This is a genomic window from Rubrivirga sp. SAORIC476 (assembly GCF_002283555.1).
GTDB lineage: Bacteria > Bacteroidota > Rhodothermia > Rhodothermales > Rubricoccaceae > Rubrivirga.
Map to the genome: position 1 here is coordinate 3,931 of NZ_MVOI01000012.1, position 13,061 is coordinate 16,991.

The 13,061-nt window shown below is 69.5% G+C and carries 10 protein-coding genes; all 10 read right to left on the reverse strand.

All coding sequences use genetic code 11. The features are described from left to right. Nucleotides 1-368 (reverse strand): hypothetical protein (locus B1759_RS20320; RefSeq protein ID WP_233134440.1); only part of this gene is annotated, 368 nt, incomplete at its 3' end. A 287-nt stretch (nucleotides 369-655) separates the two neighbouring features. Beyond that, nucleotides 656-3,469, reverse strand: a complete 2,814-nt coding sequence (locus B1759_RS17145) for a GH116 family glycosyl hydrolase (protein ID WP_095516311.1) — start codon at nucleotides 3,467-3,469, stop codon at nucleotides 656-658. A 205-nt stretch (nucleotides 3,470-3,674) separates the two neighbouring features. Then, on the reverse strand, nucleotides 3,675-4,289 hold the full coding sequence (locus B1759_RS17150; RefSeq protein WP_095516312.1) for a superoxide dismutase: 615 nt from the start codon (nucleotides 4,287-4,289) through the stop codon (nucleotides 3,675-3,677). A 77-nt stretch (nucleotides 4,290-4,366) separates the two neighbouring features. Then, a complete protein-coding gene (locus B1759_RS17155; RefSeq protein WP_095516313.1) occupies nucleotides 4,367-4,948 on the reverse strand; it encodes a hypothetical protein in 582 nt (193 codons plus the stop codon). Between the two features lie 64 nt (nucleotides 4,949-5,012). Continuing rightward, nucleotides 5,013-5,480: a DUF2059 domain-containing protein gene (locus tag B1759_RS17160; protein ID WP_095516314.1), complete on the reverse strand. Its 468-nt coding sequence runs from the start codon at nucleotides 5,478-5,480 to the stop codon at nucleotides 5,013-5,015. Then, entirely contained in the window at nucleotides 5,480-6,961 is a 1,482-nt protein-coding gene (locus B1759_RS17165; protein WP_095516315.1) for an NADH-quinone oxidoreductase subunit N, read from the reverse strand. The genes B1759_RS17160 and B1759_RS17165 overlap by 1 nt, the downstream gene beginning before the upstream one ends. A gap of 70 nt (nucleotides 6,962-7,031) precedes the next feature. Continuing rightward, entirely contained in the window at nucleotides 7,032-7,325 is a 294-nt protein-coding gene (locus B1759_RS17170; RefSeq protein WP_095516316.1) for a 4a-hydroxytetrahydrobiopterin dehydratase, read from the reverse strand. Then, entirely contained in the window at nucleotides 7,325-9,145 is a 1,821-nt protein-coding gene (locus B1759_RS20070) for a sodium:proton antiporter (RefSeq protein WP_198948986.1), read from the reverse strand. Before B1759_RS20070 ends, B1759_RS17170 begins: the two co-directional genes overlap by 1 nt. Before the next feature lie 33 nt (nucleotides 9,146-9,178). Then, nucleotides 9,179-10,789 (reverse strand): NuoM family protein, encoded by a 1,611-nt coding sequence (locus tag B1759_RS17180; protein ID WP_095516317.1) that lies wholly within the window; start codon nucleotides 10,787-10,789, stop codon nucleotides 9,179-9,181. Between the two features lie 88 nt (nucleotides 10,790-10,877). Continuing rightward, a complete protein-coding gene (locus B1759_RS17185; RefSeq protein ID WP_095516318.1) occupies nucleotides 10,878-13,037 on the reverse strand; it encodes an NADH-quinone oxidoreductase subunit L in 2,160 nt (719 codons plus the stop codon). Between the last annotated feature and the right edge of the window lie 24 nt (nucleotides 13,038-13,061).

Below are 13,061 nucleotides of genomic sequence, written 5' to 3' on the forward strand. Positions count from 1 at the left end.
ATAGAGTGACGTGTACCCGAATGTAGTGACTCCCCAGCCGCTGCGACCTTGACCATCCGGTCACCCAGCCCCAGACGACGCGCATCCCCCGCACGCATGCGCCAGACCTTCACCTGCGCGTCCCACCGTCCGCCTGCCCCCTTCACCCGACGCGCCACCTCCGCCTCCCCCCACGCCACCCGCACCCCGACCACTGTGTCCGCCCGAGGCGACCACGGCCCGGCATCCACCACCAGCTCCACGGTCGTCAGGCGTCGCTGGCGAGCGTCATCGAAGCGATAGCGGACGCACACCAGTTGCTCCCCGTAGCGATCGACATACTGGCGAGTGCCCCGCTGGCCGGGCCGAAGGGTCTGCATCACGTGCATGGCAGCAGAGCGTAGAGCGCACCAACATACGGAGCCGCTCTCCCCATCGGAGACACCGACCACCCACCCCGGCAACCTCCCCGACCGCGCACCAGACTCCGTCGGCGACGAGCGCCGCCGCGCCCCCATCACCTGCGGACCGTCCCTGCCCGCCCCCTACCTCGCCCGCCTCGGCACCGAGGCGGTCCAGCAGCGCCTCAGACCTAACCGGACGCCGACTTCGACCCCGTAGACCTCGACTTCGACCTCGTAGACCTCGGTTTCGACCATCCCTACGGACACCCTCCCTACCCCGCCTCCGCAGGCGCGGCGGCCACGTGAGCCAGCATCCGGTGCAGCAGGTCCGTCCGCGAGCACACCGAGGGGGCCACGACCACGATGCGCGCGCCGGTCTCCTCGTTCTGGAGCAGCGCCGCGCACGGGTACCGCTCCCGCCGCGGGCCCGTCACCAGCTGGTGCTCGCGCTCCGTAAACGCCAGCGGCGTGAAGGTCCACGGCTTCCGCACCGACCAGTCGGTGTAGACGACCTCCACGCGCTGGTCGGGGTCGACGACGCCGCCCTCCACGTCGAACACGCCCACGCAGTCCGTCTCGAAGCCGAACAGCCCGAGGCTGTGCTCCCAGGCCTGGAAGAGCGGCCCGTTGCCCCAGTAGACCGTGCCGTCGTGCTTCGGGTGCTCCATCGTGTGGCCTTCCCGCGGGTCGTAGTCCTGCCAGCGGCCGTCCGCCCAGGCCTTCCACCAGAACATGCCCGCGTGGCCGCCCATCTGCGCGCCCCCGTGGTAGTTGTTCTCGATGTCGATGCGCGGGAAGCGCGGCCCCAGCAGCAGCAGCGATCCGCCGCGCCCCAGGAAGCCGTCCACCATGTCCGTCACCGACGCGCCGCGCTTCGTCTTGAACGGCATCTCGTTGCCGACGATCACGAGCAGGTCGCCCGCGCCCTCCAGCGTGTCGATCTCGCGCGCCGCCACGTGCCGCATCCGCCCGAAGTAGCTCACCGCCGAGCGGATGAATCCCTGCAGGATGTCGGCGAACAGGCGCGGCTCGTCCATGAGGAACGGCCGCTCGACCGGCACCGGCGGCGGCAGCGGCGGCATCGCCAGCTCCCCGCTCCAGACGCGCTGCGGCGCGTACGCCACCTCCAGTACGTGCGACGTGCCCGGCGTCAGCGAGACGAGCAGGTACTCGCTCGCGCCGTCCTCCTCCACCTCGGGGTCGATCTCGACGCCGTCGAGCGTCACCATCTCGACGGCCTCGCGCGGCGGCACGCGCAGCTCCAGCCGCTCGACTGCCGTCGCCTCCAGGGTCACGCGGACGCCGTCGGCGGTCTCCTCGTACGTCAGCCGCCCCGCCACCAGGTCGACCTCGGCCGACCACGTCTCCCACGACCGCGGCACGGCCGGAGCGAGGCGGAGCGTCCGCTCCCCGGGCTCCCGGATGCTGAGGCCGATCAGGCCGTACTGGACCGCGTCCAGCAGCGCGCCGGAGCCCGTGATGAACGCGTGGCCCACCACGTCGTCCTGGGCCCCGTCCTCGGGCTCCATGTACTCCTCGCACAGCCCCGGCAGCGTCGGCCATGCGAACGTGTCGACGATCTTCGACAGCACGTGCAGCCCACCCTCGGCGTCGTAGTTGTTGAAGCGCGCCTTCGCCTCGTGGGCCATCCACCACGGCCAGACGCGCCCGTTGTGGTCGTTGTCCGCCGGGACGTAGCGCATCGGCAGGTCCGTGGTGACCGTGCCGAAGGGACGCCACGAGCGCTCGCGGATCGTGTCGAGCGTGCGGTACCGCTCGTTGCGGCTCGCGATGCGCTCGACCAGCGCGATGGCGTTGTCGGCCAGCATCAGTGCCGTGTCCGGGATGCCCCACTGGACGGCGTTGTTGAAGTAGCCAGCCTCGTTCCAGAACGCGTCGTGGATCGACTGGCGGGAGCGCGCCGCGAGGTCGCGGTAGCGGTCCGCGTCGGCGTCGCGGCCGAGGGCCTCGCAGAGGAACGCCATCCGGCGGAGGCCCGCGAAGTAGAGCGCGTTCGAGTAGAGCGTCCGCTGCCCCTCCACGAGGCGGAGGAAGCGGCTGTGGTCCATCCACTCGGTCACGTCCACGATCAGCCCGTCCTCGTCGGCGTCGCGCGCGATCCAGACCTCCATCCACGGCTCGAAGGCCGCCACCATGCGCTCGGCCCAGGCCGTGTCGCCGGTGTGCTTGTAGACGCGCCAGACGAGCTTGAGGAGCCACCCGATCCCCTCCGCCGAGCCGCCCTGGCTGGTGTCGTCGGACACCTTGAGGTCGGTCGGGTCGTGCGCGGTGTGCCGCGCCGCCTCGTAGTCGAGCGTCGCCAGCACGGCGTCGGTGAGCCCCGCGGCCACGCCGCCCGGCCCGAAGCCCGAACCGAAGTCGCGGCTCCAGACGTCGCGCCAGCGGAAGATGTCGCAGACCATCTTGGAGCCCTCCCCGCCCGGCCGACCGTCGGCGTCGGGGGTCCAGTCGTAGCCCAGGAGCAGGTGCGCCTTGGCGAACTCGACGGCGCGGTCGAGGTCGGCGTAGGGCGTGCGCAGGCGGAGCCCGCGCCGGGCCGTCTGCTCGACCCACGCGTCGGCCGCAGCGAACGGATCGCCGACCGCGTCGGCCGCGGCGGCATCGCCCAGGAGGAATGCCGCGCGCTGCCCCACCTCCAGCCGGAGCCCGAGGCGGTCCGCCTCGGCTTCGTCGGGGCCGGAGTCGTCGGAGACCGCGAGCGGATCGGGCGTCCAGAGCGTCGCCACGTCGGTGCCTTCGCCTCCCTCGGGCGACGCCTCGGCGCCGAACAGCTCCAGGCGCCAGTCGGCGTCCCGGGCGGCCTCGACCAGGATCACCAGCAGCGTCGCGTCCGGCTGCGCCGCGACGGTGATCGCGCCGCGGTCGCCCAGTTCGTAGCGCGTCCGCCCCGGCGTGACCACGGTGCGGACGCCGACCGAGTCGGCGGGCTCGCCGTCCACGAGGAGGCGGTAGCCCGCGGAGGGGCCTGCGAACACGAAGTCGGCGGAGGCCGCGCGGACGCGGGCGATCAGGCGGCCGTTGCCGACGACGGTTTCGACATCGTGGTCGAAGACGAGGGGATCCATACTCGGGCGAAGGGAGACGCCGGAAGCTAAGCGCTTTCACCCTGCGCCCTGGTCAGGATTCGGCCGTTCCCGGCTGGCTCTCGTTCAGAACGCGTGTGCCGCCTGCTGGCGTTGCAGCGTCGCCTCACCGAGCCGTCCAACGCACGACACCCCGCCCGGAGCATCCGGACGGGGCGTCGCGACAGTCAGTGCGGAGGCGTGCAGCCTACTGCGCCTTCGCCTCGCGGTACCGGCGGTCGGCCTCGTCCCAGTTGACGACGTTCCACCACGCCGAGACGTAGTCGGGACGCTTGTTCTGGTACTTCAGGTAGTAGGCGTGCTCCCACACGTCGATGCCGAGGATCGGGTAGGCCCCGTGCATGACCGGGTTGTCCTGGTTGGCGTGGCCGTGGACCTGGAGCTTGCCGTCCGACGAGAGCTCCAGCCACGCCCAGCCGCTGCCGAACTGGCCGCCCGCCGCCGCGGAGAACTGCTCCTTGAATGCGTCGAACGAGCCGAAGGCCTCGTCGATGGCCGCCCCCAGTTCACCGGTCGGCTCGCCGCCGCCGTTGGGGGACATCGTCGTCCAGAAGATGCCGTGGTTGAGGAAGCCGCCCCCGTTGTTGCGGACGGCCGTCTGCTTGTCGGCGGGCAGCGCGTCGAGATCGGCGAGGGTCCGGTCGATGGGCTGGTCGGCCCACTCGGTGCCCTCCAGCGCGGCGTTCAGCTTGGTGGTGTAGCCCGCGTGATGCTTGTCGTGGTGGATCCGCATCGTCTGCTCGTCGATGTGGGGCTCCAGGGCGTCGTAGTCGTACGGAAGAGGGGGAAGGTCGAAAGCCATGGGATCGGGGTTGGGAAGGGTGCGGGTGATACCCGGTCCCGCGGACACCGTTTCCAAGCAGGCGCGGTGGCGCGCAGTCAACCCTGACGCTGCCCGTCTCCGTCTTCGATCGCCCCCAGCATCCTCGCCCGGTCCGCCTCGGTGAGTCGGCCGAGGCGGAGGAGCTGATCGAGGGCCGCCTCCACCGCCCGGCGGTCAGTCCCCTCGGCCGTCGGGTCGGCGGGCGGGGCAGCCGGGGGCCTCCCCCCCAGCGCGAGCACCTGCTGGAGGAACCGCTCGACGAACTCGGCCGCACCCGGCTGGCCCGAGAAGTCGAGCGTCTCCGTGACCGTCGCCCGCCCGCGGTTGAGGTCGATCTGGACCTCGCGCCCGCCCAGAAGCTTGCGCTTGGCCCGCACGCCCACCACGTCCTCGTAGCGGACCGTCCGCGCGGGCTGGAGGTCGTTGTTCTGGAACACGAGCCGGTCGGCGAGGAAGACGGCCCCGTCCTTCGCCGAGCCGAGGCGGGTGGCGTCGTAGAGCGCGATCACGTCGGCCGCGTCCACCTCGGGCGCGTAGTCGGCCAGGGCGGCGCGGAGCTTGGCGGCCGGGAGGTCGGGGGCGACGTAGAGCCCCAGGTCGGGGGCCGTCGGGAGGTAGTCGCGGAGGAGGGCGTCCATGCTGGAACCGGAGAGAGCGGAGGCCTCCCTCCTACCCCGCCCCGCGTCCGCCGTTCTGCCCCGGCTAGTTCTGCGACTCCAGTTCGCGGACCCGCTCCTCGATGCGCCGCTCCAGCTCCGGCTGGCGCTCCAGGACCACCTGCTGGCCGATCTCCATGCCCTGCTGCATCAGCACCGGCATCAGCTGGATCGTCTTCTGGCCGAGGTCGGTCGCGTAGAACACGCCGAGCTCGCGCAGCTCCGCCTCGGTGTACGCCTCGGCATAGACACGGGCGAGGTCGTCTCCCACGGCGTCCCAGCTCATGGCGTCGGCCATGAACTCCCGCATGATGTCCTCGAAGGGGCCCAACTGGGGGTTGGCCTGGAGCTGGGCGTCCATCACCGAGTCGATGCTCCGGGCCATGATGCCCTCCATGTCCATCTGCATCAGGAGGTCCACTGACGCCTGGAGATGGGAGGCCGAGATGTCCTGCGCCCGCGCCGATCCGGCGGCGAGCAGGCAGAGGGCGGCGGCGAGAAAGAGGCGCTTCATTACGGGGCGACCGCGACCACGGCGTCCGCCCCGAAGGCGGCGAGCGTCACGTCGATGATGTGAGACGGCAGGATGCCCAGCAGCAGCAGCGCGATCCCGCAGACCACGATCACGGCTCCGGTGCCGCGGCTGACGGGGAACGCCAGCTTCGCGTTCTCGGGCGCGTCATCGGGGCTCTTCATCCACATCACCACGAGCACGCGGAGGTAGTAGTAGCCCGAGACCACCGAGGCGAGCACGCCCAGCACCGCGAGCCACGTCAGATCGGCGCGGACGGCGGCGGCGAACACGAGGTACTTGCCGATGAAGCCCGCCAGCGGCGGGAAGCCGGTCAGCGCGAACATGAACACGCCCATCGCGACGCCCAGGAACGGCTTCCGGTAGCCGATGCCCGCGAGGCTGTCGAGGTCCTGATCGGCCCCCTGCTCGGCGTCCCACTCCAGCGCGCCCATCACGCCGAAGGCGCCCAGGTTCATGAGCGTGTAGGCGAGCAGGTAGAACAGCGCGCCGCCGTAGCCCTCCGCCGAGCCTGCCGCCAGGCCCGCCAGGATGTAGCCCGCGTGGGCCACCGACGAGTAGGCGAGCATCCGCTTGACGTTGGTCTGCATCAGCGCGACCACGTTGCCGCCCACCATCGTCACGGCAGCCACGATCACCAGCACCAGCTGGACCGTTCCGCCGACCAGCTCCGGCGGCAGCGCCCGCGAGAGCACCACCGCCAGGGCGACGAACGTCGCCGCCTTCGAGGCCGTCGACATGAACGCCGTCAGCGCGGTCGGGGCGCCCTGGTACACGTCCGGCGTCCACATGTGGAAGGGCACCGCCGAGACCTTGAAGAAGAAGCCCACCAGCAGCAGGCCGACGCCCGCCAGGAAGAGGCCATTCCGACCGGTCTCTTCGAGCCCCGCGGCCAGACCGGTCAGGTCCATCGTACCGGTGGCGCCGTAGAGCAGCGCGAGGCCGTAGAGGAAGAAGCCCGTCGAGAAGGCACCCAGCAGGAAGTACTTCAGCGCACTCTCGTTGGCCGTCGACTCCTCGCGCACGAGGCCCGTGAGCACGTACAGACAGACCGACATCGTCTCCAGGCCCACGAACAGGGTCACCAGGCTGCCCGCGCTCGCGAGCGTCATCATGCCCGCGGTGGCGAACAAGATCAGGGCGTGCACCTCGCCATAGTTGCGCCCGATGCGCGACAGGTACGGCACCGTCAGCGCGACGCTGGCGATGGCGCCGATCAGGATGATCACGTTGGCGACGGCCGCGGGGCCGCCGACGAACACCTGCCCGTCGAAGGCGGTCCGCCCCTCACCGATGGCGAGCATCTGGAAGCCGGCGGCGACGGCCATGCCGAGGCCCGCGATCCACGGAATGGCCGCGTCGTCGTTGCGGAACGCGTCGAGGACGACGACGAACACACCGAGGGCCGCCACCAAGAGGATGGGCCCGGTCGAGGCGAGGTCGGCGAGGAAGTGGTGGTACATGGAGCGAGATAGCGGTCAGAGATCAGGAATCAGTTGTCAGCAGGAGCACTGACGCCTGAGAGCTGACGACTTACAGGGCGTTGATGCGGCGAGCGAACTCGAGGTCGGTCTCGGTGACCTGGTTGTCGGCGTCGTGTGTCGAGAGCGCGAGGCCGACCCGGTTGTAGACGTTCGTGATCTCCGGGTGGTGGTCCATCGACTCGGCCTCGAACGCGACGCGCGTCAGGAAGGCGAAGGCCTCGCGGAAGTCTGCGAACTCGAAGTCCCGGGAGATCCAGGCGTCGCCATCCTCCGAGTCGTGAGTCCAGCCGTCGGGACACTGGGCCTCGACCTGGTCGGCCGTCAGGGGGTCGCGTGCAGGCATCAGAACGGGAGGGCGAGGAGCAGGCCGGGCGACTCCACGATGGCCTGTGCGGCGTGCGCGGCGTCCGGCGGGTGCGGGATCACGTAGCCGCTGAAGAAGACGAGCCAGACCAGGATGTAGATCGGGACGAGGACTGGGATGGAGTACTTGACCATGTAGGCCACGAACGACGGCGTGTCGACCCCGCTCGACTCGGCGATGGCCTTGACCATGAAGTTGGGGCCGTTGCCGATGTAGGTCAGCGCGCCCCAGAACACCGACGCCACCGAGATCGCCTGCAGGTAGAAAGTCTCGGCCGGGAGCGTGGTGCCCAGCGCGAAGTCGGTCACCTGGCTGACCACGTTCACGTCACTGCCAAACTTGCCCATCGCCGCGGACAGGAAGCTGACGTAGGTGGGTGCGTTGTCGAGCACCCCCGAGAGCACGCCGGTGCCGAAGTAGAACGACGTGACGCCGAGCGCCTCTGCGTTCTGGGCAGCGAAGGCGCCGATGAGCGTCAGCGCGGGCTGCATCGTCAGGAAAATGCCGATGAACAGGAAGCCGACCTCCTTGATGGGCTCGAAGTTGAAGTCGTTGCCCCGGAGGATGGCCTTGTCGGCGGTCCGGAAGGCGAAGACCGCCACCAGCCCCATGATCACCTCGCGGATGCCGAACGGCACCCCGAAGTGGTGGAGGTCGATGATCGTGCCCTCGATGGCCGGCAGCACCTTCGGGTCGATGAACACCGACACGATGATCACCGCCAGCCAGGCGAAGCCGATCTTGCCCTCGATCTCCAGCTTCTTCGGGTTGACGCCGCCCTGGGTGAGTTGGACCGACGCCTCGTCGGCGTGGATGTCGTCGACGTCCGTGACGCCGGGTGCCTCGGGGACCGCGGCGGCGCCGGGCACGTCACCGGGGTCCACGTCGGAGCCCCCCGCCTCGGCAGAGCCGCGGAGGCTGGTCGCCTTGTTGCGCCCGTCGATCACGTAGAAGACCGCCGCCAGCAGCAGCACCGTCGGCAGCCAGATGTACCAGATGTGGACCACCGTCCAGAAGAACGGCACGCCGCGCAGGAAGCCGAGGAACAGCGGCGGGTCGCCGATGGGCGTCAGCGCGCCGCCGACGTTCGAGACGATGAAGATGAAGAAGATGATGTGGTACGCCTTCAGCCGCCCCGCGTTGAGCCGCATGTAGGGCCGGATCAGCAGCATCGAGGCGCCCGTCGTCCCGATGAAGTTGCTCAGCACCGCCCCGACCAGGAGCAGGATCGTGTTGGCGCGCGGCGTCCCGGCGAAGTCGGTCTTGATAAGGATGCAGCCGCTCGCGACGTAGAGCGAGCCGAGCAGCGCGATGAAGGCGAAGTACTCCTCGGCGGCGTGCAGAATCGGGATGCCGTCGCCCAGCACGGCGAGGTAGTAGGCAGCCACGAGCAGCCCGAGCGCGATGGCGACCTTCGGGTAGTGGTGGTGCCAGAAGTGCGGGTAGAACAACGGCCCGGTGGCGATCATGCCGAGCAGCAGCGCGAACGGGATCACGAGCCAGACCGGCGGCATCGGGCCGTGGTGCCCTCCCTCCTCGCCGTGCTCGCCGTCCGGGCCATGCGCCTCGGCGGCGACGTCCCCGCCCGCCTCGATGGCCGCGGCGTCGTCCTCGATGCCGAGGGCCTCGACGGAAGGCGGCGCGTCCTGCGCCTCGGCCGCCTCCTCGACCGCCTCGACCGGCGCCTCTGAGGCAGGCGTCGGCACGTCGACGGCGTCCTGGGCTCCGGCGGGGAGCGCCAGCAGCAGCAGCGCGAGAAGCGAGAGGAGCCGGAATCGGCAGGTCGACGCAGTCAGCATGGCGCGGAAAGGAGGGAGGGGACGGACGACGGACTAGTGCGCGGGCGCAGGCGGAGCCACCGGCGCGGCGGCCACATCGGCGGGCCAGACGACGTCGACCACGACGGGCTTGGCGTCGAGGTCTTTGGACGCTGCGAGGACGGCTCCGGCCTTGACCTCAGAAGTCGCGATCAGGCTGCGGACGGCGCGCTCGGAGCGGTCGAGGAACGGCGCGGGCCAGAAGCCCATCAGCAGCATCAGCGCCGCCAGCGGCAGCAGCAGGCCGATCTCGCGCCCGTTCAGGTCGGCCATCGTGCGGTTCTCCTCGTTCGTGATCTCGCCGAAGAACGTCCGGTACACCATCCACAGGAGGTAGACTGCCGCGAAGATGACGCCCGTCGTGGCGACCGCGATCAGAACGGGGTTGCCGAGCGTCGGCGAGTTCCAGGACCCGATCAGGATCATGAACTCGCCCACGAAGCCGTTCAGGCCCGGCAGACCCGCCGAGGCGAACACGCTGAAGAGCATGAAGAAGGTCAGCACCGGGACGCTCTTCGCGATGCCGCCGAAGTCCGCCATCGCGCGGGTGTGGCGCCGCTCGTAGAGCATGCCGATGATGAGGAACAGCGCGCCCGTCGAGATGCCGTGGTTGACCATCTGGATCAGCGCCCCCTGCGAGGCGATCACGTCGAAGGCGAACACGCCGAGCACGACGAACCCGAGGTGGGACACCGACGAGTAGGCGACGAGCTTCTTGACGTCGGTCTGCGCGAACGCGACCAGCGCGCCGTACACGATGCCGATGACGGCCAGCACGCCGATCCACGGCGCCGCCGCCGCGCTCGCGTTCGGGAAGAATGGGATGACGAACCGCAGCAGCCCGTAGGTGCCCATCTTCAGCAGCACGCCCGCCAGCACCACCGAGCCACCCGTCGGCGCCTGGGTGTGGGCGTCGGGCAACCACGTGTGGAACGGGAAGAGCGGCACCTTGATCATGAACGCCAGCCCGAAGACGGCGAACAGGCCCCACTGCGCGCCCAGCGGCACGCCGAAGCTGACCAGCTTGTACCAGTCGGTCGTGAACACGCCGCCGTTGACGGCGTCGCCCGCCGCGAATCCGAGCCACAGCACACCGACCAGCATCAGCAGGGAGCCAACCAGCGTGTAGAGCACGAACTTGACCGCCGCGTAGACCCGGTCCTCTCCGCCCCAGATGCCGATGAGGAACACCATCGGGATCAGCGTCAGCTCGAAGAAGATGTAGAACAGGAAGACGTCGAACGCGGCGAACACGCCGAGCACGCCGGTCTCCAGCAGCAGCATGAGCGCGTAGTAGCCCTTGTGCGCCTTGCCGATGTACGTCCACGACGAGAGCACGATGATCGGCCCCAGCAGGGTCGTGAGCAGGATCAGGAGCAGGTTCAGCCCATCGACGCCCACGAAGTAGGTGATGTCGACGCCGCCGAACCACAGCAGGCGCGTCGCCATCTGGGGCGCGGCCGCGGTCGACACCGCCGGGTCGAAGCCGAGCCACAGCCCGATCGAGATCGCGAACGTGACCAGCGTCACGCCGAGCGCGCCCCACCGGATCGCGTTCACCGACGGCAGCGCAAGCAGCGCGAGCGCGCCGAGCGCCGGGAGGAAGATGACGAGCGAGAGGAGCATCGAGTTCAGAGTGCGGAGTTCGGTGTTCGGGGCCGGACCGTGCGGGTGTTCGCTGCCGAACCCCGGACGCTCGACACCGAACCCATCATCAGACGAAGAGGACGAGCGCGACGACGGCCACCACGCCCACCACGATGGCAAGCGCGTAGGTCTGGACGACGCCCGTCTGCGCGCCGCGGAGCCAGCCCGAGAGCCGACGGACGCCGTGGGCGAGGCCCATCACACCCCCATCGACCACGTTCTTGTCGAACGGGGCGAACACCTTGCGGGCGCCCTCCACCGTGGCCTTGACGAACGTGGCGTTGTAGACCCGGTCGAAGAACCAGACCTGGCTCGCGGGGGCGTAGAAGAGCGCGAACACCTTGCGCACGGAGCGGTCCGCCTCGGGGCCGCGGCTAGCGAAGCGGAAGCCCAGCCACGCCGCCGCGATGCCGGCGATGGCGAGGGTGGCGCCCAGACCGAGCAGGATCCACTCGGTCGTGTGGGAGGCGTGGTGCGCGTCGAGCGTTGCGAACAGGGAGCCCGCCGGAGCCGTCGCCGCCTCCAGCGCGTCCGCCACCGGACCGAGGTGGCCGTCGTGGCCCACCAGCCAGCCGTGGATCCACGAGGCGTTCTCACCGAACACGGCGGGCAGGCCGAAGAAGCCCGCGACGGCCGCGAGACCTGCGAGCACCATCAGCGGGATCGTCATCGTGATCGGGCTCTCGTGGGCGCGCGTGTCGAACGCGTCCGGCCAGCGCGACTCGCCCTCGAACGTCAGCAGGTAGGCGCGCGTCATGTAGATCGCCGTCAGCACGGCCGTGATCAGGCCGACGACCCACAGCACGCCGTAGCCGATGTGGACCTGGTTGGCGAACTCGAACGTGCGGAACAGGATCTCGTCCTTCGAGAAGAAGCCCGACAGCGGCGGCAGGCCCGCGATGGCGAGCGTGGAGACCAGGAAGGTCGCCGCCGTCACCTTCATGTCCTTGCGGAGGCCGCCCATCGTCCGCATGTCCTGCGCGTCGAAGCCCCCTTCGTACGGAAGCGTCGCGTAGGCGGGCTTCGGACCGTCGGCATGGTGGCCTTCGCCGTGGTCCGGCGCGTGGTCGTCCCCGTGGCCGCCGTGATGATCCGGCACGAGGCCCTTGTGGGCCAGCTTGTGCTCCACGTCGTGCATGGCGTGGATCACCGAGCCCGAGCCGAGGAAGAGGCACGCCTTGAAGAAGGCGTGGGTCATGACGTGGAAGATGGCCACGTAGAACGCGCCGACGCCGGCCGCGAGGAACATGTAGCCCAGTTGGCTGACTGTCGAGTAGGCCAGCACCTTCTTGATGTCGTTCTGCGTGATCGCGACCGTCGCCGCCATGATCGCCGTCAGCGCGCCGATGCTGGCGATGACCGCCATCGCGGTCGGCTGGAGGAGCACGAGCGACGAGAGGCGGGCCAGCAGGTAGAGGCCCGAGGTCACCATCGTCGCCGCGTGGATCAGCGCCGAGACGGGCGTCGGCCCGGCCATCGCGTCAGGCAGCCAGACGAACAGCGGGATCTGGGCGCTCTTGCCCGTCGCGCCGATGAACAGCAGGATGCAGACCCAGAGGCCGGTGCTCCCCTCGAACAGCGCCAGCGTCTCCGGCGCGAGCAGCGTCGTGAAGTCGAGCCCGAACGGCCCGTCGATGGCGGCGGTGACGGTCTGGAAGATGATGAACATCGCCAGCAGGAAGGCGAAGTCGCCGATCCGGTTGACGATGAACGCCTTGTTGGCCGCCGCCGAGTTCTTGAGGTCGGTGTACCAGAACCCGATCAGCAGGTAGCTGCACAGCCCCACGCCCTCCCAGCCGAGGAACAGCACCGGCAGGTTCTCCGCCAGCACCAGGTTGAGCATCGCGAAGATGAACAGGTTCAGGTAGGCGAAGAAGCGCCAGAACCCGTCGTCGTCGTGCATGTACCCGACCGAGTACAGGTGGATCAGCGCGCCGACGCCGGTGACAATCATCGTCATCAGCAGCGACAACTGGTCGATCCGGTACGCGAAGTCGATCTGCAAGTCGCCCGCGGCCATCCATGAGAAGTAGCGGACGACCTCCGGCTCGGCGAACCCGAAGAACAGCGTCGCGGTCACGGCGAACGGCAGCGCGACGGCCAGCGTCCCCAGCGCGCCGATGAGCGTCTTCTTCTCTCGGTACGCGGGCGAGAACAAGCCCATCATCCCGTTGAACGCCGCCACGAAGAGCGGCGGGAGGAGGATGAGCTGAACGAGGAGTTCCATTCGAGGGAGAGGGAATCGGGATGG

Bases quoted from the DNA above. Each gene is read 5' to 3' on its own strand.
- B1759_RS17180 (WP_095516317.1), bottom strand. From the start codon at position 10,789: ATGCTCCTCTCGCTCGTCATCTTCCTCCCGGCGCTCGGCGCGCTCGCG.
- B1759_RS17165 (WP_095516315.1), bottom strand. From the start codon at position 6,961: ATGTACCACCACTTCCTCGCCGACCTCGCCTCGACCGGGCCCATCCTC.
- B1759_RS17150 (WP_095516312.1), bottom strand. From the start codon at position 4,289: ATGGCTTTCGACCTTCCCCCTCTTCCGTACGACTACGACGCCCTGGAG.
- B1759_RS20070 (WP_198948986.1), bottom strand. From the start codon at position 9,145: ATGCTGACTGCGTCGACCTGCCGATTCCGGCTCCTCTCGCTTCTCGCG.
- B1759_RS17155 (WP_095516313.1), bottom strand. From the start codon at position 4,948: ATGGACGCCCTCCTCCGCGACTACCTCCCGACGGCCCCCGACCTGGGG.
- B1759_RS17160 (WP_095516314.1), bottom strand. From the start codon at position 5,480: ATGAAGCGCCTCTTTCTCGCCGCCGCCCTCTGCCTGCTCGCCGCCGGA.
- B1759_RS17185 (WP_095516318.1), bottom strand. From the start codon at position 13,037: ATGGAACTCCTCGTTCAGCTCATCCTCCTCCCGCCGCTCTTCGTGGCG.
- B1759_RS17170 (WP_095516316.1), bottom strand. From the start codon at position 7,325: ATGCCTGCACGCGACCCCCTGACGGCCGACCAGGTCGAGGCCCAGTGT.
- B1759_RS17145 (WP_095516311.1), bottom strand. From the start codon at position 3,469: ATGGATCCCCTCGTCTTCGACCACGATGTCGAAACCGTCGTCGGCAAC.